This is a genomic window from Streptomyces sp. NBC_01454 (assembly GCF_036227565.1).
In the GTDB taxonomy this organism is placed as follows: Bacteria; Actinomycetota; Actinomycetes; order Streptomycetales; family Streptomycetaceae; genus Streptomyces.
Genome location: NZ_CP109460.1, coordinates 4021604 through 4047517, shown reverse-complemented (window position 1 = coordinate 4047517; position 25914 = coordinate 4021604). Strand labels below are relative to the sequence as shown.

23 protein-coding genes are annotated in these 25914 nt (G+C 69.0%); 12 read left to right on the top strand and 11 right to left on the bottom strand.

Annotation, left to right across the window (positions count from 1 at the left end; translation table 11 throughout):
* Nucleotides 1-66 precede the first annotated feature (66 nt).
* The 3 genes from OIU81_RS17875 to OIU81_RS17865 all read right to left on the bottom strand — a co-directional run bounded on the left by OIU81_RS17875 (nt 67) and on the right by OIU81_RS17865 (nt 3233).
* Nucleotides 67-1347, bottom strand: coding sequence for an MFS transporter (locus OIU81_RS17875; protein WP_329149048.1), 1281 nt, complete (start codon nt 1345-1347; stop codon nt 67-69).
* Nucleotides 1348-1423: 76 nt separating this feature from the next.
* Complete coding sequence (locus OIU81_RS17870) at nt 1424-2506, bottom strand: inositol-3-phosphate synthase (RefSeq protein ID WP_329149047.1); 1083 nt, start codon at nt 2504-2506, stop codon at nt 1424-1426.
* A 46-nt stretch (nt 2507-2552) separates the two neighbouring features.
* Nucleotides 2553-3233 carry a PadR family transcriptional regulator gene (locus OIU81_RS17865; protein ID WP_329149045.1) on the bottom strand — a complete coding sequence of 227 codons (681 nt, stop codon included), beginning with the start codon at nt 3231-3233 and terminating at the stop codon, nt 2553-2555.
* A gap of 360 nt (nt 3234-3593) precedes the next feature.
* Here OIU81_RS17865 and OIU81_RS17860 point away from each other — a divergent pair, with 360 nt between their 5' ends.
* A complete protein-coding gene (locus OIU81_RS17860; RefSeq protein WP_443074005.1) occupies nt 3594-6251 on the top strand; it encodes a transglycosylase domain-containing protein in 2658 nt (885 codons plus the stop codon).
* Between the two features lie 130 nt (nt 6252-6381).
* A complete protein-coding gene (locus tag OIU81_RS17855; protein WP_329149043.1) occupies nt 6382-7863 on the top strand; it encodes a glycosyltransferase family 87 protein in 1482 nt (493 codons plus the stop codon).
* Between the two features lie 97 nt (nt 7864-7960).
* Here the strand turns inward: OIU81_RS17855 and OIU81_RS17850 are convergent, their stop codons facing one another.
* The 3 genes from OIU81_RS17850 to OIU81_RS17840 all read right to left on the bottom strand — a co-directional run bounded on the left by OIU81_RS17850 (nt 7961) and on the right by OIU81_RS17840 (nt 10636).
* Complete coding sequence (locus tag OIU81_RS17850; protein WP_329149041.1) at nt 7961-8992, bottom strand: alanine racemase; 1032 nt, start codon at nt 8990-8992, stop codon at nt 7961-7963.
* Nucleotides 8993-9058: 66 nt separating this feature from the next.
* Nucleotides 9059-10177, bottom strand: a complete 1119-nt coding sequence (locus OIU81_RS17845; protein ID WP_329149039.1) for a lipid II:glycine glycyltransferase FemX — start codon at nt 10175-10177, stop codon at nt 9059-9061.
* Nucleotides 10178-10321: 144 nt separating this feature from the next.
* Nucleotides 10322-10636: a hypothetical protein gene (locus tag OIU81_RS17840; RefSeq protein WP_329149037.1), complete on the bottom strand. Its 315-nt coding sequence runs from the start codon at nt 10634-10636 to the stop codon at nt 10322-10324.
* Nucleotides 10637-10865: 229 nt separating this feature from the next.
* On the opposite strand from OIU81_RS17840, the gene rpsF reads away from it, so the two are divergent.
* The 4 genes from rpsF (at nt 10866) to rplI (ending at nt 12652) form a co-directional block, all read left to right on the top strand.
* Nucleotides 10866-11156, top strand: a complete 291-nt coding sequence (gene rpsF / locus OIU81_RS17835) for a 30S ribosomal protein S6 (protein WP_006604399.1) — start codon at nt 10866-10868, stop codon at nt 11154-11156.
* 81 nt (nt 11157-11237) lie between these two features.
* Nucleotides 11238-11840, top strand: coding sequence for a single-stranded DNA-binding protein (locus OIU81_RS17830; protein WP_329149035.1), 603 nt, complete (start codon nt 11238-11240; stop codon nt 11838-11840).
* A gap of 110 nt (nt 11841-11950) precedes the next feature.
* Nucleotides 11951-12187, top strand: coding sequence for a 30S ribosomal protein S18 (gene rpsR, locus OIU81_RS17825; protein ID WP_003978893.1), 237 nt, complete (start codon nt 11951-11953; stop codon nt 12185-12187).
* Between the two features lie 18 nt (nt 12188-12205).
* Nucleotides 12206-12652, top strand: a complete 447-nt coding sequence (rplI, locus tag OIU81_RS17820) for a 50S ribosomal protein L9 (RefSeq protein WP_329149033.1) — start codon at nt 12206-12208, stop codon at nt 12650-12652.
* A gap of 114 nt (nt 12653-12766) precedes the next feature.
* On the opposite strand, the gene OIU81_RS17815 is transcribed toward rplI, so the two are convergent.
* On the bottom strand, nt 12767-13645 hold the full coding sequence (locus OIU81_RS17815) for a trypsin-like serine peptidase (protein ID WP_329149031.1): 879 nt from the start codon (nt 13643-13645) through the stop codon (nt 12767-12769).
* 41 nt (nt 13646-13686) lie between these two features.
* Nucleotides 13687-15024: an MATE family efflux transporter gene (locus OIU81_RS17810; protein WP_329149029.1), complete on the bottom strand. Its 1338-nt coding sequence runs from the start codon at nt 15022-15024 to the stop codon at nt 13687-13689.
* Nucleotides 15025-15482: 458 nt separating this feature from the next.
* On the opposite strand from OIU81_RS17810, the gene dnaB reads away from it, so the two are divergent.
* Nucleotides 15483-16955: a replicative DNA helicase gene (gene dnaB / locus OIU81_RS17805; protein ID WP_329149027.1), complete on the top strand. Its 1473-nt coding sequence runs from the start codon at nt 15483-15485 to the stop codon at nt 16953-16955.
* A 51-nt stretch (nt 16956-17006) separates the two neighbouring features.
* On the opposite strand, the gene OIU81_RS17800 is transcribed toward dnaB, so the two are convergent.
* Nucleotides 17007-17972, bottom strand: coding sequence for an NADP-dependent oxidoreductase (locus OIU81_RS17800; protein WP_329149025.1), 966 nt, complete (start codon nt 17970-17972; stop codon nt 17007-17009).
* A gap of 154 nt (nt 17973-18126) precedes the next feature.
* Here OIU81_RS17800 and OIU81_RS17795 point away from each other — a divergent pair, with 154 nt between their 5' ends.
* The 4 genes from OIU81_RS17795 (at nt 18127) to OIU81_RS17780 (ending at nt 23433) form a co-directional block, all read left to right on the top strand.
* Nucleotides 18127-19101, top strand: a complete 975-nt coding sequence (locus OIU81_RS17795) for a GlxA family transcriptional regulator (RefSeq protein ID WP_329155203.1) — start codon at nt 18127-18129, stop codon at nt 19099-19101.
* Between the two features lie 302 nt (nt 19102-19403).
* On the top strand, nt 19404-20843 hold the full coding sequence (locus OIU81_RS17790; RefSeq protein ID WP_329149023.1) for a serine hydrolase domain-containing protein: 1440 nt from the start codon (nt 19404-19406) through the stop codon (nt 20841-20843).
* Between the two features lie 100 nt (nt 20844-20943).
* The gene (locus tag OIU81_RS17785; protein WP_443074004.1) at nt 20944-22080 is read left to right on the top strand and encodes a pyridoxal-phosphate-dependent aminotransferase family protein; all 1137 of its coding nucleotides are present in this window, start codon (nt 20944-20946) and stop codon (nt 22078-22080) included.
* A 663-nt stretch (nt 22081-22743) separates the two neighbouring features.
* Nucleotides 22744-23433 (top strand): TetR/AcrR family transcriptional regulator, encoded by a 690-nt coding sequence (locus OIU81_RS17780; protein WP_329331143.1) that lies wholly within the window; start codon nt 22744-22746, stop codon nt 23431-23433.
* 37 nt (nt 23434-23470) lie between these two features.
* Here OIU81_RS17780 and OIU81_RS17775 read toward each other — a convergent pair whose 3' ends face one another.
* Nucleotides 23471-23923 (bottom strand): GNAT family N-acetyltransferase, encoded by a 453-nt coding sequence (locus tag OIU81_RS17775; protein ID WP_329149018.1) that lies wholly within the window; start codon nt 23921-23923, stop codon nt 23471-23473.
* An 86-nt stretch (nt 23924-24009) separates the two neighbouring features.
* Nucleotides 24010-24522, bottom strand: a complete 513-nt coding sequence (locus OIU81_RS17770) for a MarR family winged helix-turn-helix transcriptional regulator (RefSeq protein WP_329149016.1) — start codon at nt 24520-24522, stop codon at nt 24010-24012.
* Between the two features lie 133 nt (nt 24523-24655).
* Between OIU81_RS17770 and OIU81_RS17765 the strand changes: the two genes are divergently transcribed.
* Nucleotides 24656-25876, top strand: a complete 1221-nt coding sequence (locus tag OIU81_RS17765; protein WP_329149014.1) for an MFS transporter — start codon at nt 24656-24658, stop codon at nt 25874-25876.
* The last annotated feature ends 38 nt before the right edge of the window (nt 25877-25914 follow it).

Below are 25914 nucleotides of genomic sequence, written 5' to 3'. Positions count from 1 at the left end.
TACAGGCTTGTGTAGGACGCCCGTAAGGTATCCGGTCCGCGGGCCCAGCCGCCGAGGCCGAGGTGCTCACCGCACGGGCGATGGCCTCTCTCCCCGGCCGAAGCGGACAACCGTCACAGCCACCAGCGCGTACAGCACGGTCACCACGCCCAGCAGTGCGATGGACCGTCCGTCCGGCGGCAGCATCAGCGCGGCGACGGCGGCGGCGCCGACGAAGGCGACGTTGAACAGGACGTCGTACAGGGCGAAGACCCGTCCGCGGAAGGCGTCATCGACGGAAGACTGGACGATGGTGTCCGTCGAGATCTTGGTCCCTTGTGTGCTGAGGCCGAGCACGAATGCGGCCGCCAGCATCGGGCCCGGCGTGAAGAACAGCCCCAGGGCCGGCACCAGTACGGCGCCCAGGGCGGCACAGCAGACGATCCAGCCGAACGCGGTGAGCCGTGTGACGGCCCAGGGCGTGACGACAGCGGCGGTGAAGAACCCTCCACCGGACACCGCGAGGGTGATCCCGAGCAGTGCCAGGCCCTCGGATGCGGTGGCGGACCAGGAGTACCGGCACAGCATCAGCACCATGACCGTCAGAGCTCCGTAGCAGAACCGGATCAAGGTCATCGCGGTCAGCGCGCGCGCCGCGGTGCGCCGCTCGGCGAGATGGCGAAGACCCTCCGCAAGGCCGCGCACCGTGCTCAACAGGGCTTCCCACAGATGGGGTTGGAGGCGTGCGGCATCCGGTCCGAGCAGCTGTGGTGTCATGCGCAGTGAGGTGAGGGCCGAACAGAAGTAGAGGGCCGCGGCGAGGAGTACGACGAACGCGTCCACATCCGAGCCGACCAGCCGGAGGGCGAAGGCGAGCCCGCCGCCGGCCGTCGCGGCGAGCGTTCCGGCAGTGGGGGCAAGGGAGTTGGCCATGACCAGCTGCTGTTCACCGTTGACCACTCTGGGAAGCGCGGCCGAGAGGCCGGCCAGGACGAAGCGGTTCACGGCCGTCACGGAGAGGGCCGAGGCGTAGAAGAGCCAGTCCGGGACCTCCGACGCGACCAGCCCCGCGGTCACCATGGCCAGCACGGTCCGCAGCAGGTTGCCGTACAGCAGGACCTGACGACGCCGCCAGCGGTCGAGCAGGACACCGGTGAACGGCCCGAGGAGCGAGTACGGCAGCAGCAGGATCGCCATGGCGGAGGCGATGGCCGCGGGCGAGGCCTGTTTCTCGGGCGAGAAGACGACGAATGTCGCGAGGGCGACCTGGAACACTCCGTCGGCCGCTTGCGACAGGAGCCGTGCCGCGAGGAGCGAACGGAAGTCGCGTAGCCGGAGTAAGACGGACAGGGCGCGCACCGCATGCATGAGGCACAGCCTCACACAGCCCGCAGGCCCCCGGGTGGAACACCCGGGGGCCTGCGGGGGAGAGGCGTCGGGCGTCTCAGCGCTCGACCTCGCCGTTGATGAACTTCTCGACGTTCTCCCGTGCCTCGTCGTCGAAGTACTGCACCGGCGGCGACTTCATGAAGTACGAGGACGCGGAGAGGATGGGGCCACCGACGCCCCGGTCCTTGGCGATCTTCGCGGCGCGCACGGCGTCGATGATGACACCCGCGGAGTTCGGGGAGTCCCACACCTCGAGCTTGTACTCCAGGTTCAGCGGAACGTCACCGAAGGCGCGGCCCTCGAGCCGGACGTAGGCCCACTTGCGGTCGTCCAGCCAGGCCACGTAGTCCGAGGGGCCGATGTGGACGTTGTCCTCGCCCAGTTCACGGTCCCGGATCTGCGAGGTGACGGCCTGCGTCTTGGAGATCTTCTTGGACTCCAGGCGCTCGCGCTCGAGCATGTTCTTGAAGTCCATGTTGCCGCCGACGTTCAGCTGCATCGTGCGGTCCAGGATGACGCCCCGGTCCTCGAAGAGCTTGGCCATCACCCGGTGCGTGATCGTGGCACCGACCTGCGACTTGATGTCGTCACCGACGATCGGGACACCGGCCTCGGTGAACTTGTCCGCCCACTCCTTGGTGCCGGCGATGAAGACCGGGAGGGCGTTGACGAAGGCGACCTTGGCGTCGATGGCGCACTGCGCGTAGAACTTCGCCGCGTCCTCGGAGCCGACGGGGAGGTAGCAGACCAGGACGTCGACCTGCTTGTCCTTGAGGACCTGGACGACGTCGACGGGGGCCTCGGCGGACTCCTCGATGGTCTGGCGGTAGTACTTGCCCAGGCCGTCGTGGGTGTGGCCGCGCTGGACCTTCACGCCGGCGTTCGGCACGTCGCAGATCTTGATGGTGTTGTTCTCGCTGGCGCCGATGGCATCCGCGAGGTCGAGCCCGACCTTCTTGGCGTCGACGTCGAAGGCGGCCACGAACTCGACGTCACGCACGTGGTACTCGCCGAACTGCACGTGCATGAGGCCGGGCACGCGGCTCTTCGGGTCGGCGTCCTTGTAGTACTCGACGCCCTGTACCAGCGAGGCGGCGCAGTTGCCCACGCCGACGATGGCTACGCGAACCGAACCCATTCCGGTTGCTCCCTGTGATCTCGATGAGGCTCCGTACGACGGAACCTCATGTGGTGGTGTCATCGGACGGATCCGGCCGGGTACCACCCCGGTGCCGGGGCAGGCCGCCCGTATCTCCTGACTGGTGGTTGCTGTCCTGTGCTGCGGAACCCGGTGCGCGCTGATCGCGCCCGGCACGCTCACTTTCGATGAGCTCGTTCAGCCAGCGGACTTCGCGCTCCACGGACTCCATGCCGTGCCGCTGCAGCTCGAGGGTGTAGTCGTCCAGCCGCTCGCGGGATCTGGCCAGGGAGGTACGCATTCGCTCGAGGCGCTCCTCCAGCCGGCTGCGGCGGCCTTCCAGCACCCGCATCCGCACGTCCCGCGACGTCTGGCCGAAGAATGCGAAGCGGACCCCGAAGTGCTCGTCCTCCCACGCATCCGGTCCGGAGTGCGCGAGCAGCTCCTCGAAGTGCTCTTTGCCCGCTGCGGTCAATCGGTAGACGATCTTGGCTCGGCGCCCCGTCAGAGCCGCGGCCGGTACGCCCTCCGCAGCACCCTCCGTCTCCTCGATGAGCCAGCCGTTGGCGACCAGCGCCTTGAGGCAGGGGTAGAGGGTGCCATAGCTGAACGCACGGAAGACCCCGAGCGAGGTGTTGAGCCGTTTCCGCAGCTCATAGCCATGCATCGGGGATTCGCGGAGCAGGCCGAGGACGGCGAACTCAAGGATGCCGGAACGTCTGCTCATCCTCCGCCTCCCTGGTCTGTGCGTTCTTTATGTCGCGCTGATGTATCGACTCGATACATCCAGACGATAGAACGGTCACCGGGGCGGAACAAGAGGGGGGATGGTGAACGGCGTCACATCACTGATTCGTGCTACCCAACCTGACTGATTTGGAGTGAATTTCAACACTGGGCAGGTTTTGGTCGTGCGTAGTCTGTGCGGCATGCAGACTGCCGGGAACCGTGGGCCTATATCTGACGTCCCCGTCCTCGGTGTAGTGCGGCTCGCGCCTAGGAGCGAGCCGTGCATCCGGGGGGACCTGAAGACAACTGCCGCCTTCAGGCGACGAGATAGCGCGCCTGCCCGAGGAGTATTCGTTCCATGAGCGAGCACCGTCGCAAACCGCCACAACCGCAGAGTGGCGGACGTGCCGCGGCCCGACGCGCCGCACCGCAGCCACCGGGGCGTCGAGGCGCCCCTTCGCGTGGCTCGGCTGCCGGTCCTGCCCCCTCCGAGCCGTACGGTCATGAGCCGCGGCAGGGCGGGCGCGCCGAGGCCCGCAGAGCCGCCCAGCGCGGGCGTCGAAGGGTGTCCGAGGACTCCGGCACGGCCTCCGGTGACGGTGGTGCCGGCGGTCGTGGTCGCGGTGGCGGAGGCCGGCGCGGTGGTGGCGGCCCCGAGGGCCGCGGTCGCGGCGGCGGGAAGCCCGCCAAGAAGCGTCTGATCGATTACCCGCGTGCCCACCGCACCGGCTGGCGGCGCTTCGTGCCGTCCTGGAAACAGGTCGCCAGCCTGTGCGTCGGTTTCATAGGGCTGATCGTCGGCGTTTCCGGAGTCGCGCTGGCCGTGGTGCACGTTCCCGACGAGAGCCTGGCCGCCAGGTCGCAGAACAACGTTTATCTCTGGGCCAATGGCAAGGTCATGGCGCGCGACGGTGAGACAAACCGGCAGAACGTCACGATCAATGAAATTCCGCGTTCGATGCAGAATGCGGCGATCTCCGCGGAGAATGCCTCGTTCCGTACGGACTCGGGTGTGGACCCGATGGGTATCGCGCGCGCCGTGCTCAACATGGCCAAGGGTGGCGAGACCCAGGGCGGATCGACGATCACGCAGCAGTATGTGAAGAACGCGATGCTGAGCCAGCAGCAGACCCTTGACCGCAAGTTCAAGGAACTGTTCATCGCGATCAAGGTCGGCTGGTCGAAGAACAAGGACCAGATCCTTCAGGGGTACCTCAACACCAGCTACTACGGCCGCGGGGCCTACGGCATCCAGGCGGCGGCTCAGGCGTACTACGGCGTGGACGCCGACAAGCTGAAGCCGGACCAGAGCGCCTTCCTGGCCACCGTGCTCAAGGGTGCGGATCTGTACGACCCCGCGGGCGGTACCAGCCCGGGAGCCACCCGGGCGGCGAACACCAAGCGTGCCGAGGCGCGCTGGTCCTGGATCCTCGACCGCGAGGTCGACAACCACCTCATGTCGAAGGCACAGCGGGACTCCTACCGTGGGAAGTTCCCCAAGCCGAAGCTGCCGAAGCCGGTCGCCAGCAAGAGCGGTCAGATCGGCTACATGATGGACACCGCGAAGAAGTACGTGCTCAAGCACGCCGGGCTCAGTGAGGCGCAGTTCGACAAGGGCGGCTACACGATCCGGACGACCTTTGACGCGAAGCGGACCAATCAGCTCGAGACCGCGGTCAAGAAGGTCGACAAGCGGTACATCGACCCCAAGAAGCGCGCGAAGGACAAATACGTCCAGTTCGGTGGGGCCTCGGTGGTACCGGGAGACGGCAAGATCGTCGCCCTGTACGGCGGTGAGGGCTACGACAAGGGCCACTTCAGCAACAACGCGGATACCTTCGGTGTGCCGGTCGGCTCGACCTGGAAGCCGTTCGTGCTCGCGGCGGCGATGAAGTACGGAACGGTCAAGAGCGGCGGGCAGCCGGTCTCGCCGGACAGCCGCTACAACGGCGATGACCACCTCAAGGTGAAGGACGCTCAGGGCAACTTCGTCCGGAAGCGGGACAACTCGGTCTTCTATCAGGAGAATGAGAGCAACCATCGCTGGGGCTACATCCCCTTGACCAAGGCGATGGAGCAGTCCGTCAACACTCCGTTCGTGCAGCTCGGCATGGATGTCGGGATGAGCAAGGTCCGGGACATGGCACAGGCGGCGGGCATTGCGCCGGCCAGCTTCGACAAGAACCTGAACCCTTCATTCGCCCTGGGCACCTCCACGCCGAGCGCGATCCGGATGGCCGATGCCTATGCCACGTTCGCCGATTCGGGGACGAAGGTCGAGCCGTATTCGGTGACCAAGGTGACGTTCGAGGGCGAGGATCTGAAGGGCTTCGACAAGCCCAAGCCCGAGACCGGGATGGATTCCAACATCGCCAACAACGTGACCAAGGTACTGAAGAACGTCATCCAGAACGGCACCGCGAAGGAAGCCAAGCGGCTGGGTATGCCGGCCGCGGGCAAGACCGGTACCACCGACGAGAACAAGTCGGCCTGGTTCGTGGGCTACACCAAGCAGCTGTCGACGTCCGTCACGATGTTCCGTGAGGACGCACAGAACCCGCGTCAGCTGTCCATGAACGGTGTCGGTGGCTTCGACTCGATCCACGGTGGCGCGCTGCCCACCGAGGTGTGGACCGAGTACATGCTGCAGGCGATGAAGGGCGTGACGCCGGAGGACTTCCAGTCCGCCACGCCCATCGGGGACCGGGTGGACGAGCCCGGCATGCCGACTCCGACGCCGACCCCCACGCCGTCGGACACGCCGTCGAACACCCCGTCGGGGACTCCCAGCCAGTCCGCTCCCCCGACGAACTCTCCCAGCCCCAGCCCCTCGGACTCCTGCTCTCCCTGGGACATCAACTGCAAGAACAGTGGTGGAGCCGGTAACGGCGGCGGAGGCAACGGAGGCGGAACGGGCGGACCTGGTGGACCGGGCGGTGGCAACGGTGGCACCAGTCCGACGCCTGCTCCGACGGACGCGACCGGTGGCGGCTGGTTCGGCGGCCCGACCGGTTGATGAGCACCGACCGTTTCACGTGAAACGCTGAATGTTTCACGTGAAACAGGGAGCCACGAAGCCCCCGCCCGGCTTGTCCGGGCGGGGGCTTCGCCGTCTTCCGCGCAGGGTCGTACGGCAGGATGGGGCCATGACGAGCGTGCGACGGGACGAGTCGGTGCGGCCGACGGAGCGGGATGAGGTGGCGGCGGCCGGCAGCGAGCTGATCGGAGGACCGATCGGCCGGCACGCACTGCTCGGAACGAGCTGGCTGACACCGGTACGGGTCATCGCGCTGGTCGCCATCGGCATGTTCGCGCTCGGCATGGTGCAGAAGCTTCCGTGCTACAACGGCGGCTGGTTCTTCGGTGCCACGAGCCAGTACATCCACGCCTGCTACTCCGACATCCCCCACCTCTATGCGGGGCGGGGCTTCGCCGATGGGCTGATCCCGTACTTCGATCGGCTGCCGGGCGATATGGAGTATCTCGAGTACCCGGTGCTCACCGGTGTCTTCATGGAGGTCGCCTCCTGGATGACGCCGCACTCGGGCGGCATCCAGCAGCGCGAACAGATCTACTGGCTGGTCAACGCCGGCATGCTGATGATCTGTGCCGTCGTGGTCGCCGTATGCGTGACCCGCACTCACCGGCGGCGCCCCTGGGACGGCCTCCTTGTCGCCCTGGCGCCCGCCGCCGCCCTCACCGCCACCATCAACTGGGATCTCCTGGCGATCGCCCTGACCGCCGCGGGGATGCTGATGTGGTCACGCAGCCGCCCGCTGGCGGCCGGTGTCCTCATCGGACTGGCCACCGCGGCGAAGCTGTATCCGGTGCTGCTGCTGGGCCCCCTGCTGGTCCTGTGCTGGCGCGCGGGGGCCTGGCGTGCGTACCGGAAGGCAGTGACCGGCGCCGTGGTGTCCTGGCTGGTGGTGAATCTCCCGGTGATGATCACGCATGATGCCGCGGGATTCCATATCAGGGAGGGCTGGGCGAAGTTCTATACGTTCAGCCAGGAACGGCCCATCGACTTCGGCTCGGTCTGGCTGCTGATCTCGCAGCGCACCGGGAACCCTCTGGAGAACGCCAATACCTACGCCACACTGCTGATGATCCTCGGCTGCGCCGGTATCGGCCTGCTGACCTTCTACGCGCCGCGCCGGCCGCGCTTCGCTCAGCTGGCGTTCCTGGTCGTCGCGCTGTTCATCCTCACCAACAAGGTCTACTCGCCGCAGTACGTCCTGTGGCTGATCCCGCTCGCCGCGCTGGCCCGGCCGCGCTGGCGGGACTTCCTGATCTGGCAGGCCTGCGAGGTCATGTACTTCCTGGGGATCTGGATGTACCTCGCCTACACGGGAAACGGCGACAAGCACCAGGGGCTCCCCACGGAGGGCTACCAACTGGCCATCGCCCTGCACCTCTTGGGCACCCTGTACCTGTGTGCCGTCGTGGTGCGGGACATTTGGCTGCCGGAGCGCGATGTGGTCCGCAGGGACGGGGACGACGATCCCTCGGGCGGTGTCCTGGACCGCAGCGCCGATGTGTTCGTGCTCGGGAGGACCCACCACCAGCCCCGGCACGCGGTGCACTTCGAGACGGCGCCACGGGTGCGCTGGGGCACCGTACGGGAGTGAGCCGGCACCCGGCCGGATGGTGCGCCAAGGGCCCGGCGCCGCAGGAGATGTCTGCGGCACCGGGCCCTTGGTCCGTCCGGAGCGAGCCCCGTCCGGCTCAGCGGTCCATGAGGCGGTCGTACTGCGTGGTGGTGTGCCGCAGATGGGCCACCAGCTCCTCGCCGACCTGCGGCTGCGGGGCATCACCCGGCACGAACAGGATCGACACCTGCATGTGCGGGGGCTCCGCGAACCAGCGCTGCTTCCCGGCCCACACGTAGGGCGCGAGATTGCGGTTGACGGTGGCCAGGCCGGCCCGCGCCACGCCCTTGGCACGCGGCATCACGCCGTGCAGCGCCTTGGGAGACTCCAGGCCGACGCCGTGCGAGGTGCCACCGGCGACCACGACCAGGTAGCCGTCGGAGGCCGCCTTCTGCTGGCGGTAGCCGAAGCGCTCGCCCTTGGCGATCCGCGTGACGTCGAGCACCGCACCGCGGTACTCGGTGGCCTCGTGGTCGCCCAGCCACAGCCGGGTACCGATCCGCGCGCGGAACCGCGTCTGCGGGAACTGCTGCTGGAGACGGGCGAGTTCATCGGCCTTGAGGTGGCTGACGAACATGGTGTGCAGGGGGAGGCGGGCGGCACGGAGCCGGTCCATCCAGCCGATGACCTCCTCGACCGCGTCCGACCCGTCGGTGCGGTCCAGGGGAAGGTGGATCGCGAAGCCCTCGAGCCGGACGTCCTCGATGGCCGTGGCCAGCTTCGGAAGGTCCTCCGGCTTGACGCCATGGCGCTTCATGCTGCTCATGACCTCGATGACCACGCGGGCGCCGACCAGGCCACCGACGCCCTCGACGGAGGAGACCGAGCGGATCGCCCGGTCGGGCAGCGGCACCGGCTCCTCGCCGTGGCGGAACGGCGTCAGGACGAGCAGGTCGCCGCTGAAGAAGTCCTTGATACGGGCCGCCTCGTAGGTGGTCCCGACCGCGAGGATGTCGGCACCCAGGCGGGTCGCCTCGTCGGCGAGGCGCTCATGGCCGAAGCCGTAGCCGTTGCCCTTGCAGACCGGGACGAGCCCGGGGAACTGCTGGAGAACGCTCTGCTGATGCGCCCGCCAGCGCGCGGTGTCGACGTAGAGGGTGAGCGCCATGGCCGGGCCCGGAACCTTTCTCGTAGCTGCGGTGTGTCAGAGGTACGAACGGTGCGGTGAAGCGGATCAGCGGCGTGCCATGTACATATCGAACGCCTTGTGCAGAAGCTTGTTGAGCGGGAAGTCCCACTCGCCGAGGTACTCCGCTGCCTGCCCGCCTGTGCCGACCTTGAACTGGATCAGGCCGAAGAGGTGGTCGTTTTCGTCCAGCGAGTCGCTGATGCCGCGGAGGTCGTAGACCGAGGCGCCGAGCGCATACGAGTCCTGCAGCATCCGCCACTGCATGGCGTTCGAGGGGCGGACCTCACGGCCGATGTTGTCGGAGGCGCCGTAGGAATACCAGACGTGCCCGCCGACCACGAGCATCGTCGCCGCAGAAAGGTTCACGCCGTCGTGGCGCGCGAAGTAGAGCCGCATGCGATTGGGGTCCTCGGAGTTGAGGGCCGTCCACATGCGCTGGAAGTAGCTGAGCGGCCGCGGCCGGAACTGGTCACGCACCGCGGTGATCTCGTAGAGGCGCTGCCATTCGGCCAGGTCGTCGTAGCCGCCCTGGACGACCTCGACGCCGGCCTTCTCGGCCTTCTTGATGTTGCGGCGCCACAGCTGGTTGAAGCCCTTGTGGACCTCCTCCAGCGAGCGGTCGGCCAGCGGCACCTGGAAGACGTAGCGGGGCTGGACGTCGGCGAAGCCGGCGCCGCCGTCCTCACCCTGCTGCCAGCCCATGCGGCGCAGCTTGTCGGCCACCTCGAAGGCGCGCGGCTCGATGTGCGTCGCCTCGACGTCCCGCAGCCGCTTCACATCCGGGTTCTGGATGCCGGCCTTGATCGCCTGGGCGTCCCAGCGGCGGATGATGACCGGCGGGCCCATCTTCACGGTGAAGGCACCCTGCTGCTTGAGATGCCTCAGCATCGGCTGCAGCCAGTCCTCCAGATTCGGCGAGTGCCAGTTGATGACCGGCCCCTCGGGGAGGTACGCCAGGTAGAGCTTGACCTTGGGGACCTGGCGGTAGAGCACCAGACCCGCGCCGACCATCTCGCCGCTCGCGTCGAACCAGCCCAGGCTCTCCGACCGCCATTCGGCCTTGACGTCCGCCCAGGCCGGAACCTGCATGTGGCTTGCCGCGGGCAGGCTCTGGATATACGCCAGATGCTGCTCACGGCTGATGGTCCTCAGGGTCAAGCTCATGCGGGGCGCTCCTCGGCAGGTGTGTCCCCATGGTCGGGGCTCCGGCTCTCGCGCCGAAGCCTACTGTGACCGCGGAGCGCCCCGACTGGGCCGTACGGCCACGGACCCCATATGCCGCATGGCGCAGGGGCCCGTACGGCGGCGCTAGCCGATCACGCCGCCGAAAAGGCCACCGTGTGCCAGGCCGAGATAGAAGCCCACGGCCGAGGCGCCGAGGCCGATGATCAACAGGAAGCGTTCGCCCGTCGTCGAGGAGATGAACTGGCCCCACAGGCCGGTGCCGATACCGATCAGACCGACCCAGGAACTGATGAGGTGCAGGCTGGGAGACAGCGAGGTGAAGACGGCGATCGCGCCGAACACCACGGTCACGATCGCGAGCGTGTTCTCGACGGGATGGTCCTTGCCGTCGCTGTTGAGAATCGAGAGCAGATTGCGCTGGGTCCTTGCCTGTGCCATGCGGCACCTCCGATGACAGGGCGGCGCACTGTAACGCCGCTCACACCCGTTGTGTTCCAGATTGGGGGGTGTACCGGCCGGATTTCAACCGGAAGGCTCGAGGCAGGTACTCTGTACGGTCTGCGCCTATGTCTGTCCGGATGACCGGCCGGACACGGCGCGGAAACGCATTTGACCCTCCTGCCACGGAACGACCGTGGCCGCTGAGTCCAAAGGAGGTGGGTTCCACATGCGTCACTACGAGGTGATGGTCATCCTCGACCCCGATCTCGAGGAGCGCGCTGTCTCCCCGCTGATCGAGAACTTCCTCTCCGTCGTCCGTGAGGGCAACGGAAAGGTCGAGAAGGTCGACACCTGGGGCCGTCGTCGTCTCTCGTACGAGATCAAGAAGAAGCCCGAGGGCATCTACTCGGTCATCGACCTGCAGGCCGAGCCTGCGGTCGTCAAGGAGCTCGACCGTCAGATGAACCTGAACGAGTCGGTCCTCCGGACCAAGGTTCTCCGTCCCGAGACCCACTGAGCGCGACAGCGCCAGCGGTAACCGGGTCCGAGTAGCAGCAACACCAGCAGCCAGCAGCACACCCGCCGAGAGGTTCCCCTAATGGCAGGCGAGACCGTCATCACGGTCGTCGGCAATCTTGTCGACGACCCCGAGCTGCGCTTCACCCCGTCCGGTGCGGCGGTCGCGAAGTTCCGCGTCGCGTCCACTCCCCGCACTTTCGACCGTCAGACCAATGAGTGGAAGGACGGCGAGAGCCTGTTCCTCACCTGCTCGGTGTGGCGTCAGGCGGCCGAGAACGTCGCCGAGTCCCTGACGCGGGGTACCCGCGTGGTCGTCCAGGGCCGTCTCAAGCAGCGGTCGTACGAGGACCGCGAGGGCGTGAAGCGCACGGTCTACGAGCTCGACGTCGAGGAAGTGGGCGCGAGCCTGAAGAACGCCACGGCCAAGATCACCAAGACCAGCGGTCGCGGTGGCCAGGGCGGCGGCGGCTTCGGCGGCGGTCAGCAGGGCGGTGGCCAGGGTGGCAGCGGTTGGGGCGGCGGCCCCGGCGGCGGCCAGCAGGGCGGCGGCGCTCCCGCCGACGACCCGTGGGCGACCAATGGCCCGGCCGGCGGCGGTCAGCAGGGTGGCGGAGGCGGTGGCTGGGGCGGCAGCTCCGGCAGTGGCTCCGGTGGTGGCTACTCGGACGAGCCGCCCTTCTAGGTCCATACAGCCGGTCCGACCCCGCGCTGTTTCACGTGAAACAGCGCTGCGGAACGGCCGGGGGCCTGAGGGCGTCAGCACAAACTTCTTGAACTCATTGGAGAGAGACAATGGCGAAGCCGCCTGCTCGCAAGCCTAAGAAGAAGGTTTGCGTGTTCTGCAAGGAGAAGATCTCCTACGTGGACTACAAGGACACGAACCTGCTGCGGAAGTTCATTTCCGACCGCGGCAAGATCCGTGCCCGCCGGGTCACCGGCAACTGCACTCAGCACCAGCGTGACGTCGCCACGGCCGTGAAGAACAGCCGTGAGATGGCGCTGCTGCCCTACACGTCCACCGCGCGATAAGGGAAGGGTGACCGAATCATGAAGATCATCCTCACCCACGAGGTCTCCGGCCTCGGCACCGCCGGCGACGTCGTTGACGTCAAGGACGGGTACGCCCGCAACTACCTGGTTCCGCGTGGTTTCGCGATCCGCTGGACCAAGGGTGGCGAGAAGGACGTCGAGCAGATCCGTCGCGGTCGCAAGATCCGCGAGATCGCCACGATCGAGCAGGCCAACGAGGTCAAGGGCCGGCTCGAGGGCGTCAACGTGAAGCTGGCCGTGCGTGCCGGCGAAGCGGGTCGCCTGTTCGGCTCCATCACCCCGGCCGACGTCGCCTCGGCGATCAAGGCTGCCGGTGGTCCGGACGTCGACAAGCGCCGTGTCGAGATCGGTTCGCCGATCAAGACCCTGGGCGCGCACCAGATCTCCGTGCGTCTGCACGCCGAGGTCGTTGCGAAGCTCGGTGTCGAGGTCGTCGCCGCGTAATCGCAGTATCGCGCCGAAGGGCCGCATCCCGTCACCGGGGTGCGGCCCTTCGCCGTGTCCGGGGCCGCTCCCCGGCTCGGCCCCCGTCGGGCGGTCGGCCCGGGGAGTCCGCTCTCAGTCCTGGTCCTGGGCGTGCTTGTAGAGCTTGGCGATGCCCTCGTCGAAGTACGCGGCGTAGGAGACATCGTCTTCGTCGCCGCCGCCTTCGTGGCCGCCCAGGACGCCGATGACCGTGCCGGTGTGGCTCTTGGGGTCGTAGTCGGCCAGCCAGGGGCTGCCGCTCGTGCCGCCCTCGAAGTCGGTGCACTGGATACGCAACTGGGTGTCGCTGTACTTCGTGGTGCGGTTCTGGCAGGAGATCGGCGTATTGCGGCTGGTGGGGTAGCCGGTGATCTTGACTTCGTTGTCGAAGCCACGGTCTATGCCGAGGGTGTTGCCGCCCAGGACGTCCTGGATCTGCTTGCCGTTCTTCTTGTCGAGCACGAGGAAGGCGACGTCGTAATCCTCGTCCTGCGACTTTGCCCAGTGATCGTCGACGATCACCTTCTTGACCTTCCACAGGCCCGTGGGCTCGTCACCGTCGCGATAGTCCGGGGCGAAGACGAGATCGTCGACCGTGCTGCCGGCGTCGCTGTCGAAGGCACAGTGCGCCGCGGTGATGAGCATGTTCCGGGCCGGACTCTGCACCACGCTCGCGGTGCAGAAGTGATCGCCGGAGTCGTCCTTCTCGAAGACCGCGCCGACCCGCGCGTTCTGCTCGGTTCTGCGGGGGGTGTACGCACTGCCGTCATCGGCCGGGGCGGTCGCCTTGGGGTCCTGGTCCTGCGGGTCCTGGCTGGACTCGCCGGACTTGCCGAAGCTGCTGCGGCCGCCGCTGCTGATGCTGCTGATGCTGCTGATGCCGGATTCTTCCGTGGCGTAGCCCACCACGGCAGCGGCCACCATGACGACGAACGTCAGGGGCAGCAGGGATTTCCTGGCAAGCGAGCGCACAGGGTCATTATTGACACGCGGTGCGTGTAGTGGGAGGTGGTTCAGCGGGAGGCCCCGGTCACAATCCACCGACCGGAACGCGTGCGCAGCCAGAGGGTCAGCAAACGCACGGTCATCATCAGGGTCATTGCCCACCACAGTGTGACAAGTCCGCCGCCGAGGGCCGGTACGGCCAGCGCGACCGGTGCGAACAGGGCCAGTGTCACGACCATGGCCCAGGCGAGATACGGGCCGTCCCCCGCGCCCATCAGCACGCCGTCGAGGATGAAGACGATGCCGGAGACCGGCTGGGTCACGGCCACGACCAGGAGCGTGGCCAGCAGCGGCCCCTCCACGGCGGGGTCGGAGGTGAACAGGGGGATGAACAGCGGGCGGGCGAGCGCGACCAGCACGCCGAGCACCAGGCCGGCGGCGATGCCCCACTGGACCATCCGGCGGCAGGCGGCCCGGGCGCCGTCGCGGTCCCCCGCCCCGAGGTAGCGGCCTATGATGGCCTGCCCGGCGATGGCGATCGCGTCCAGCGCGAAGGCCAGCAGGGACCACAGCGTGAGCACGATCTGGTGGGCGGCGACCTCGGCGTCGCCGAGCCGGGCGGCGACGGCGGTGGCGATCATCAGCACGGCACGCAGCGAGAGCGTACGCACCAGCAGCGGGACCCCGGCCTGAGCCGAGGCACGGATCCCCGCGGCATCGGGGCGCAGCGAGGCACCGTGCCGTCGCGCACCACGGACGACGACGGCGAGGTAGACCGCGGCCATGCCGCACTGGGCGATGACCGTGCCCCAGGCCGAGCCCGCGATGCCGAGGCCGGCGCCGTAGACCAGGCCGATGTTGAGCGCGGCGTTGACGGAGAAGCCGCCGATGGCGACATAGAGCGGGGTCCGGGTGTCCTGGAGGCCGCGGAGCACTCCGGTGGCGGCCAGCACGACGAGCATCGCGGGGATGCCCAGCGCGCTGATGCGCAGATAGGTCGTGGCGTACGGGGCGGCGGTGCCGGAGGCGCCGAAGGCCTCGACGAGCCAGGGGGCGCCGGGCAGCACGGTCGCGATCACGGCGGCGCCGAGCAGCAGCGCGAGCCAGATGCCGTCCATGCCCTGGCGGATGGCGGCGGGGAGGTCACCGGCGCCGACCCTGCGGGCGACCGCCGCGGTGGTGGCGTAGGCGAGGAAGACGAAGACGGAGACGGCGGTGGTCAGCAGGGCGGCGGCGATGCCGAGGCCGGCGAGCTGGGGGGTGCCGAGGTGGCCGATGACGGCGCTGTCGGCCATGACGAAGAGCGGTTCCGCGACCAGTGAGCCGAAGGCCGGCAGGGCGAGGGCGATGATCTCGCGGTCATGGCGGCGGTCGGTGCGCCGCGGTGTCGCGGGAGCCTGTGTCATGCGGTCAATCTAATCTTCCACAGGTAAGAGATGCAAACCCCTTGCAGTCCTTACTTACCGCTCTGCGGAGTCGTCATCCGTGTGCCGTTTGTCGCGATCTTGAACACCTGGGGAAAGTTTTTCTCCCCCACAGGCTATGGATGAGAAAGATGCAGGTCAGAAGGGTGAGGGTGAGGTGATTGTGTGCTTGTCCACAGAAGTTTCCCCCGTGCCGTGCACAGGATCCGGGGACTTCTCCACAGCTGAGGGCCAGTCATCCACATGGCCTGTGGATAACCAGATTGGCGGACGGTGCCCACGGGCCTACCGTGGTCCGGCACCCGCCGCCTGTTCTGGCTTGAGACCACGTCCGAACTCGACGCGCCGTAACCGGAGTCGGGCGTCTCGATTGTCAGAGCTGTGCCGTAAGAAAGAACCGCACAGCAAGGTCCGCGCCGCGGACGGGAGGAGGTGCCGGGGTGAGCATTCCCGAGCCCATGGAAGACCCTTGGGCGGACTCCGGTCCCAGCGACCTGCTGCCGGCCGCCCGCTCCCGGCGCGGCGAGGGCAAGGGCCGCGGCCGTGGCGACCGGCAGGAGCGCGACGACGACGGCTCCTGGGCCGGCGGCTTCGAGCGGGTCCCCCCGCAGGACCTGGACGCCGAGCAGTCCGTGCTCGGCGGCATGCTGCTGTCCAAGGACGCCATCGCGGATGTCGTCGAGGTCCTCAAGGGCGAGGACTTCTACCGTCCCGCCCATGAGCTGGTCTTCCAGGCGATCCTCGACCTCTACGCCAAGGGTGAGCCGGCCGACCCGATCACCATCGCGGCGGAGCTGACCAAGCGGGGCGAGATCGCCCGGGTCGGCGGCGCTTCGTATCTGCACACCCTCGTGCAGTCCGTACCGACCGCCGCGAACGCCGAGTACTACGCCGAGATCGTCCATGAGCGGGCGGTGCTGCGCCGGCTGGTCGAGGCCGGCACCCGTATCACGCAGATGGGATACGCCGCGGACGGTGATGTCGACGAGATCGTCAACAGCGCCCAGGCGGAGATCTACGCCGTCACCGAGCAGCGGACCAGCGAGGACTACCTCCCGCTCGGCGACATCATGGAGGGCGCGCTCGACGAGATCGAGGCGATCGGTTCACGCCAGGGCCAGATGACGGGCGTGCCGACGGGCTTCACCGATCTGGACTCCCTCACCAACGGCCTGCACCCGGGCCAGATGATCGTCATCGCGGCCCGTCCCGCCATGGGTAAGTCGACCCTGGCGCTGGACTTCGCGCGGGCCTGCTCGATCAAGAGCAATCTGCCGAGCGTGATCTTCTCGCTGGAAATGGGGCGCAACGAAATCGCGATGCGTCTGCTGTCCGCCGAGGCGCGGGTGGCGCTGCACCACATGCGCTCCGGCAGCATGACGGACGAGGACTGGACGCGGCTGGCGCGCCGGATGCCGGATGTCTCCGCCGCGCCGCTCTACATCGACGATTCGCCGAACCTCTCGATGATGGAGATCCGCGCCAAGTGCCGCCGGCTCAAGCAGCGCAACGAGCTGAAGCTGGTGGTCATCGACTATCTGCAGCTGATGCAGTCCGGCGGCTCGAAGCGTGCCGAGAGCCGCCAGCAGGAGGTCTCGGACATGTCCCGAAACCTCAAGCTGCTGGCGAAGGAGCTGGAGCTCCCGGTCATCGCGCTCTCCCAGCTGAACCGTGGTCCGGAGCAGCGCACGGACAAGAAGCCGATGGTCTCCGACCTGCGTGAATCCGGTTCGATCGAGCAGGACGCCGACATGGTCATCCTGCTGCACCGCGAAGACGCCTATGAGAAGGAATCCCCGCGGGCCGGCGAGGCCGACCTGATCGTGGCCAAGCACCGTAACGGCCCCACCGCCACGATCACGGTGGCCTTCCAGGGCCACTACTCGCGGTTCGTCGACATGGCGCAGACCTGAGGCGGCTGCCGGGGGAGCGCCAGTCGGCGGCTCAGCTCTTGCCCGGCCGGGTCAGGGCGCGACCGACAGGACGATCTTGCCGGTGGTGCGGCCGGTCTCGCCGAGGGCATGGGCCTTCGCGGCGTCCTCCAGCGGCACCACGGTGTCGATGAGGACCCGCAGCTTTCCGCTGTTCACCAGGTCGGCCACGGCCTGCAGCCCGGACCGGTCGGGCTCGACGAGCATGAATCCCGCGCGAATCCGCGCCTCGCGCGCCTGCTCGGCCGGGAACGTGTCGTGCAGCGGCAGGATCGAGACCAGCCGGCCGCCGGGCCGCAGGGTGCGCAGCGAGCGGGCCCCGTACGCGCCCGCGATGGTGTCGAAGACGACGTCGACATCGCGCACCGTCTCGGCGAAGTCCTGCTGGGTGTAGTCGATGAGTTCATCGGCGCCCAGCCCGCGCAGAACGTCGTGCTTGGCCTGCCGGGCGGTGCCGATCACGTACGCGCCGCGGGCCTTGGCGATCTGGACGGCGAGATGACCGACTCCGCCGGCCGCGGCGTGGATCAGCACCCGCTCACCGGCCTGGAGCTGCGCGGTGTCGACCAGCGCCTGCCAGGCGGTCAGCGCCGCCAGCGGAAGGGCGGCGCCCTGCACATGGTCCAGGCCCTCCGGGAGGTGGGCGAAGTGACGGGCCGGCGCGGTGACGTACTCGGCGTACGCCCCGGCCGGGTGCGGGAAGCGGGGCATCCCGAAGACCTTGTCGCCCGGCTCGAAGAGGGTCACGCCGAGCCCGACCTCCTCGACCACACCGGAGACGTCGAAGCCCAGGGTCAACGGCGCCTTGCTGCCGGTCATGAACGCGCCCGCGGACCGTGTCTTCCAGTCCGTCGGGTTGACGCCCGCGGCGTGCACCCGGACCAGGATCTCCGTCGGGCCCGGTACCGGGCGGCCGGTCGTGATCACCTTGAGGACGTCGGGGCCTCCGGCGGTGTCCTGGCTGACGGCGCGCATCTGCGGGGCCTGGGACTCGGACATGGTGTCTCCTTCGCATGCTGAGGGCTGTGACCGGGGCGTATGTGCCGTGGGTGAGGCCGCGTTCCCCGGGTTGCAGCCAGCTTTGCGTGGCGGGCAGGTCTCTGGCGGTGTCCTAATGGCCAACGTTTGAAAGAATCGGGACATGAACCGGGACATGCATCGCGTGGGAGTACTCGCTCTGGACGGAGTCGTCCCCTTCGAGCTGGGGATTCCGGCACGGATCTTCGGTGCGGCGGTCGGCGCCGGCGGGGAGCCGCTCTACTCCGTCGTCACCTGCAGTCTGGACGGAGGCACCGTGCGGACCGACGCCGACTACGACATCACGGTCCGCCAGGACGCCTCCGTCCTGGCGGACGTGGACACCCTCGTCATCCCGCCGTCCCACGCACTGGGCGCGATCTGCGCGGACGGCCGGCTGCCCGACGACCTGCGCACCGCGCTGGAGCGGGTGCGCCCCGGCACCAGGATGGTGGCCATCTGCACCGGCGCCTTCGTCCTGGCCGCGGCGGGGCTGCTCGATCACCGGCCGGCCACCACGCACTGGCGGGAGGCCGCACAGCTGCAGCGCCTCTTCACCACCGTGCGCGTCGATCCCAATGTGCTGTTCGTCGACGACGGTGATGTCCTCACCTCTGCCGGAGTGGCTGCGGGCGTGGATGTGTGTGTGCACCTCGTGCGCCGCGACCACGGCAGCGCCGTCGCCAACGACGTGGCCCGCGTGTGTGTGGTGCCGCCCTGGCGGGACGGCGGACAGGCGCAGTTCATCCGGCAGCCCGTTCCCGGGCCCGCGTCGGGCGGCACCGCGGCCACGCGGGCCTGGGCCCTGGACCGGCTCGATGAGCCCCTCGCCCTGACCGACCTCGCCGCGCACGCCCAGGTCAGCGTGCGCACCCTGACCCGGCGGTTCCGCGACGAGGTGGGCATGAGCCCCGGTCAGTGGCTCGCCGGCCAGCGCATCGAACGCGCCCGGCATCTGCTGGAAACCACGGACTGGCCCGTCGACCTCGTCGCCCGTCACGCGGGCTTCGGCACCGGGACCTCACTGCGCCAGCATCTGCACAGCGCGGTGGGCGTGGCACCGCAGACCTACCGGCGCACGTTCCGGAACACCGCTGTGCTGACGGCCTGATGGCCTGACGGCCTGATGGCCTGACGCGTCGCACGGGCGGGCCGGCCGGGCCGTCGCGGACCCCTCGGGTTGCCCCGCGGCTTTGCTCCCTCTCAGGTTGGTCGAAGCTCCACCTCGCGCGCATGGATGACACCGAAGACCTGCTGGCCATCGGTGCCTTCGCCCGGCGTGTGGGGTTCGCGCCGAGCGCGCTGCGGTTCTACGACGGCTGGCGGAGCTGGGCGCGGTGAGCGGAGCGGCGGCGCTGCGGTGATACGGCGAGGATGGGCTCCACCGAGTCGGATCCGCTGTGGAGGAAACGCATGACCATTGCACAGTCCAGGCAGCCCCAAGAGCCCGGGACAGGCGAGCCGGGGGCGGCCGCCGCATCTGAGGAGTGCGTGGAGCTGTTGCCGCAGACGCGGCGGGCGTTGCTGCACCGGCTGGCGGTGGGGCAGTCGGAGGGGCGGGCGCCCTCGATGGTGGGTGCGGTGGTCCGCGACGGTCGAACGGTGTGGACATCGGCCCGCGGTGCGGTGGACGGGGAGGCATCGCACGGCGCGGTGCAGTACCGGATCGGGTCGCTCACCAAGACCTTTGTCGCCGTGCTGGTGCTGAGGCTCCGGGACGAGGGGCTGCTGCGGCTGGAGGACCCGCTCGGCCGGCATCTGGACGGGACTCCGGTGCCGGACGCGACGATTGCGCAGCTGCTCGCGCACAGTTCGGGGCTGACCGCCGAGCCGCGGGGCCCGTGGTGGGAGCGGACCGCGGGCGAGCTGCGGCCCGCGCCCGCCGACCTCTTCGGCGAGCGGCCGCAGCGGCTGCCCGCCGGCCGCCGGCACCATTACTCCAATCCTGGCTATGCGCTGCTCGGTGCGCTGGTCGAGCGGCTGCGGGGCGATACACCCTGGTACGAGGTCCTGCGCCGCGAGGTGCTGGCACCACTCGGCATGAGCCGTACGACACCGCATCCGCACCCGCCGTCCGCCGACGGCTGGGCGGTGCATCCGTGGGCCGACGTGCTGCTGCCGGAGCCGGCCGAGGACACCGGACTGATGGGCCCGGCAGGGCAGTTGTGGTCGACGACGGCGGATCTGTGCCGATGGGCTGCGTTCCTGCTGCGGGGCGACGACGGGGTGCTCAGCGCGGCGAGTCTGGCCAAGATGCGGATGCCGGCCGTGCCGCCGGAGGGGGCCTGGGACGCGGCGTACGGGCTGGGCCTTCAACTCGTGCGGCGGGACGGACGGCTGCTGGCCGGGCACCTCGGCTCGATGCCCGGATATCTGGCGGCGCTGTGGACCGATGCCGATGAGGATGTTGCCGCAGTCGTGCTCACCAACTGCACTTCGGGCCCGCTGGTCGCGGCCGTCGCCGCCGATCTCATCGCGCTGGTGGCCGAGCACGAGCCGCGGATTCCTGAGGACTGGCACCCGCTGCCCGAGCCGCCGGACCGGGAGCTGCTGGCGCTGACCGGGCCCTGGTACTGGGGCGCGAACCCACACGTCCTGCGCCTGCGGGCCGAGCGCGGGCTGGAGCTCGCGCCGCTGTCCGGAGCGGGGCGGTCCTCGCGATTCCGGCCGGAGGAGGACGGCACATGGACGGGGCTGGACGGCTACTACGCGGGCGAGACGCTGCGGGTGGTGCGGGACGAGGGCGGAGCGGTCAGTCATCTGGATCTCGGCACCTTCGTGTTCACCCGCGGGCCGTACGAGCCGTCAGGGCCGGTGCCCGGCGGGGTGGATCCGGCGGGCTGGCGGGTGTGAGGCCCGTACGCGAGGGGGCGCGGGCCGGACGTACAGTCGAGCCAGATGTCAGGAGCCGCGCCGTGTCGGCTCGCCACCGCTGGAAGGCCCTGTGACTGCCGTGTCTGACCCGACCGCGAACTCCGTCGTCCCGGACCTGCTCGACCTGCCGCCGCTCACCGCGGCCCACTTCGCGCGGATCGAGGACAAGGTCGCCGCGCTGCTGCACACCCGCTGCGATGTCGTGGCGATGCAGGGCGAGGCGCTGCTTCCGCTGGAGGCCTGTATCCGCTCGGCCGTCCGCCCCGGAAGCACCGCGCTCAACATCATCACCGGGCCGTACGGCGAGACCTTCGGCGGCTGGCTGCGCTCCTGCGGCGCCGAGGTCGTGACCCTCACCGCGCCGTTCACAGGTGCGGTCGGCCCGCAGCAGGTGGCCGATGCCCTGCGGAAGCACCCGGAGATCGACTTTGTGAGCTTGGTACATGCCGAGGCGGCCACCGGCAACACCAATCCCGTCGCCGAGATCGGCGCGGTGGTGCGGGAGCACGGTGCACTGCTGATGCTGGACGCGGTCGCCTCGGTGGGCGCCGAGTCGCTGCTCACCGACGAGTGGGGAGTGGATCTCTGCGTGATCGGCGGCCAGAAGGCGGTGGCCGGGCCCGCCGGGGTCTCGGCGGTTTCGGTCAGCGCCCGGGCGTGGGAGCGGATCGCCGCCAACGAGCAGGCCCCACAGCGCTCGTACCTCTCGCTGCTGGACTGGAAGGAGCGCTGGATCGACGGCGGACGCACCGCACTGCCGCACGCTCCGGCGCAGCTGGAGATGCTGGCGCTGGAGCAGGCCGTGGACCGTGTCGAAGCCGAGGGCCTGGCCGCGGTCATCACGCGGCACCGGGCGGCGTCCGCGGCAACCAGGGCCGGTGTGCAGGCCCTGGGAGGGCTCGCTCCGTACGTCGTGCGTGAGGAGGACGCGGCGCCGGCCGCCACGACGCTCCGTGCGTCCGAGGGAGTGGACGCCCGGGAGGTTGTGGCCGCTGCGCTCGCGGTGGATGCCGCAGTGCCGGTGCAGGCCGCGGCGGGCGCTCTGGCCAAGGAGATGATCCGGGTGAACCACTATGGCCGCGCCGCCGACCGGGCCGTGGTCACGGCCTCGCTGAGGGCGCTGGCAGGTGGGCTGCGCGCGCTGGGCGTGCCGGTGGATGCCGAGGCAGCGGCCCTGGCCGCGGGCGCGGCATGGGACGCGGCGGTCGCCGGCTGAGCAGGGTCGGCGCCCAGGCGTAGGGCGAACCGTCGATGTGGGGTCGTGTTTCACGTGAAACGCGACCCCACATCTATGTCTGGACGCGGAGTTGTTTCACGTGAAACGGCAGGACGCTGCGGGAGGCCCGATGGTGGGCATTCCGCGACGGGAGATGTCCTGAGCGGCAGCCCTGATGTTCCTCAAGTCCCGTGCATGCAACTGGAGTTGGGTGGCGAGGGTGCAGGGTTCTGGACGCCCCGGGAGAGCCGGACATGCCGGTGGGAACGCGGTCGTCGTCCGTCCGGAGTCGTCCGGTGGCGCACCCCGGGCGCCGGAGACAGGCTGGACGCTGAAGGCGTCGCATGCACTGTCAAAGCCGTAGGCGCAGGCGCGCGGCCCCACGGGTCGGCGTTTTGCCGGCGCTCAACACCCGACCGTCCGACCGTCCGACCGTCCGACCGCACAGCTCCGCACGACCCGACACCGCGGCGGTCAGCTCGTCAGCGAGGGCGCTCGGGTCGTTAACGATCTTGCTTGAATCCTCCTCTAGAATCGGAATGAGCGACCCGTTTGTATGGGTGGATCTCTGGACCCCGAGGTCGACGATTCTCAGGAGGCCGGGCGAAGATGGACGGTGGTGTCGCGCCCTCGCGTGCGGATGCGCGGCGTAACAGGGCGCTGGTGCTCCAGGCGGCCCGATTCGCCTTCGAGGAGCAGGGGTTGGGGGTTCCGCTCGGCGAGATCGCACGTCGTGCGGGGGTCGGTGCGGGTACCGTCTACCGGCATTTCTCGTCCAAGGAAGCCCTGTTCAGGGCGACCATCGTGGACCGGATCGAACTCTTCACCGGCACCGCGAGGGACTTGGCCGATGTCACGGATCCCGGGCCGGTCTTCTTTCGCTTTCTGGCGTCGGTCGTGCGGCTCGCGTCACAGAACAAGGCGTTGTGCGATGCGCTGGAGGCGGCCGGTTCGGGCCGCTTCGAGCCGTCGCCCGGGGTCGGCAAGGACTTCGACGAGGCGCTGGAGGTCTTGCTCTGCAGGGCTCAAGAGGCAGGCGCGGTACGGCAGGACATCGGGATAGCGGATGTCCGGGCGCTGCTGGTGGGCTGTCTTTCGATGGAGCGTGCCCGGGCGGGTGCCGGCGTGGCGGACGGGGTGCAAGGCCGGATGACGGAGCTGATGTGCGAGGCGCTGCGGCCGGAGCGAGTCGTAACGAAACTTGCTCACGACCTGGTGAAACGTAACGAAACGCGGTGTGAGGTGTGCGGAGCGGTGTTCGCGATGGCGCCCACGGGCCGGCCCGCGCGGTACTGCGGAGGTGCCTGCCGGCAGAAGGCGCACCGGGCGCGGAGGCGTACCCGGCAGAGGTGAGCAGCCGCGGCCGCGGGCCGACTGGACGGCCCGCCGCTCAGAGCGGGAGCTTGAAGCCCAGGTGGGAGGCCTCGAACCCGAGGCGCTCGTAGAAGCGGTGCGCGTCGATCCGGGTCGCGTCCGAGGTGAGCTGCACCATCTGGCAGCCGAGCGTGCGGGACTCCGCGACCGCCCACTCGATCAGCTCGGTACCGAGGCCGGTGCCACGCTCATCGCGGTGGATCCGTACGCCCTCGATGATCGAGCGGGTGGCGCCGCGCCGGGACAGACCGGGAACGACCGTGAGCTGGAGCGTGCCGATCGTCCGTCCCTCGCGGGCCGCCACGACCAGGTGCTGCTGCGGATCGGCGGCCAGCACCTCGAACGCGGCACGGTACGGCGTCAGGTCGTCCGGTGCCTCGCGGGCGGCGCCCAGCGGGTCGTCGGCGAGCATGGCGACGATGGCGGGCAGGTCGGCTTCGGTCGCGCGGCGTATCTCGATATCGCTCATGGGCGCGACCCTATGCCGAGGATCCTCGGGGGCGGCAGGCGGTCGGCGGCACCGTCCGGCCTGCCGCCGGGTCCCGCCCGCGGGCCTCACTCGGACGGAGCGAGTGTTTCGACAGCGGTGACGAGCGGTGCCAGCTCGGGGCGCTGTGCGGCGTCCTGAAGAGCCTCGCGCAGGGCGCCGTCATGGGTGGGCCGGGCCTCCACGAGGAGCGTGCGGCCCTCGGACGTGACATCGGTGTAGATGCCGCGCCGGTCGTCGGTGCACAGGTGGCGCGAGAGCAGGCCACGCTCCTCGAGCCGGGTCACCAGGCGGGTGGTGGCGCTCTGGCTCAGGACGACGGAGTCCGCGACCTGGTGCATCCGCAGATGGCCGCCCGGCCCGTCGTGCTGCTCGCTGAGCACATTGAGGACCGAGAACTCGCGGACGCTGAGGTCGTGCCGGGCCTGCAGCGCGCGCTCGATGTGCGTCTCGATGCGGCTGTGCAGCGCGGAGAGTGCGCACCAGCCCTGTGCCAGTGCCGGAGCGGCTGCCGGCGGGCACTCGGGCGCGGCGGCAGCCGTCTCCTGCGTCGCCTGCTTCTCGCGCGTCTGCTGCGTCATCGAAGACCTCCTCATAGGTCGCACGAGCCAGGATAGGCCACCAGCGAAATATCCCGCGCTTGCCATTAACCCGCGTCTGCAATTATTGTGGACGCTTGTAAGAGACGGACGCAATCATTCGAAGGGATCCGTCATGCCTCTCGCACTCCTGGCTCTCGCCATCGGTGCCTTTGGGATCGGAACGACCGAGTTCGCGGTCATGGGCCTGCTGCCCGACATGGCGGCCGGCTTCGGCATCTCCATCCCGCTCGCCGGATACGCGACCACGCTCTACGCCCTCGGCGTGGTCGTCGGGGCGCCTCTGATGACGGCTCTCGGCACGCGCTTCACCCGCAAGCAGATGCTGATGCTGCTGATGGGCCTGTTCATCGCGGGCAATCTGCTCACCGCCGTCGCACCCACCTTCGGGATCCTGCTCGCCGGGCGGATCGTCGCCGCCTTCACGCACGGCGCGTTCTTCGGCATCGGTGCGCTCGTCGCGGCCGACCTCGTCGCGCCCCAGAAGCGCGCGACCGCCATCTCCCTGATGTTCAGCGGTCTGACCGTCGCCAACGTCGTGGGAGTGCCGGTCGGCACCCTGCTCAGCCAGCACTTCGACTGGCGCACCACCTTCTACGCGATCACCGCGCTCGGCGTGATCGGCCTGCTGGGCATCGTCAAGCTGATCCCGGCGCAGCGGGCGAAGGCGGCCTCTCCGATGGGCAGCGAACTTGCCGTGTTCCGCAACCCCCAGGTCGGCCTGGCGATGCTGATGACGGTCCTGGGCTTCGGCGGCGTCTTCGCGGCCGTCACCTACCTCGCCTCGATGATGACCGAGGTCACCGGCTTTGCCCCGTCCTCCGTGATCTGGCTGACGGCCGTCTTCGGCCTCGGCATGGTCGGCGGAAACCTGGTCTCCGGCCGTTTCACCGACCGCGCCATGATGCCGATGCTCTTTGTGTCGATGACGGGTCTGGCGCTCTCGCTTGCCGCATTCACCTTCACCGCGCACAGCAAGACCGCCGCCATCGTCACCATCGCGCTGATCGGCATCTTCGGCTTCGCCACCGTGCCGCCGCTCCAGAAGCGGGTGATGGACCAGGCGGCCTCGGCTCCCACCCTCGCCTCGGCAGGCAATATCGCGGCCTTCAACTTCGGCAATGCCCTGGCCGCCTGGCTCGGCGGGATCGTCATCTCGGCCGGCCTCGGCTACACCGCGCCCAACTGGGTCGGTGCGCTGATGACCGTCGCGGCCCTCGGGGTGGCGATATTCGCCTCCGCCCTGGAGCGACGCCAGAAGAGCCGCGGTCAGGTGGTGGCCGCCGGCGGACCCGCCGCGGTCGCCGACGCACCCGCGCACGCGGCGCACGGCTGACCTGGCCGCCCGTACCGCACCGGCCAACTGCCCGTTCG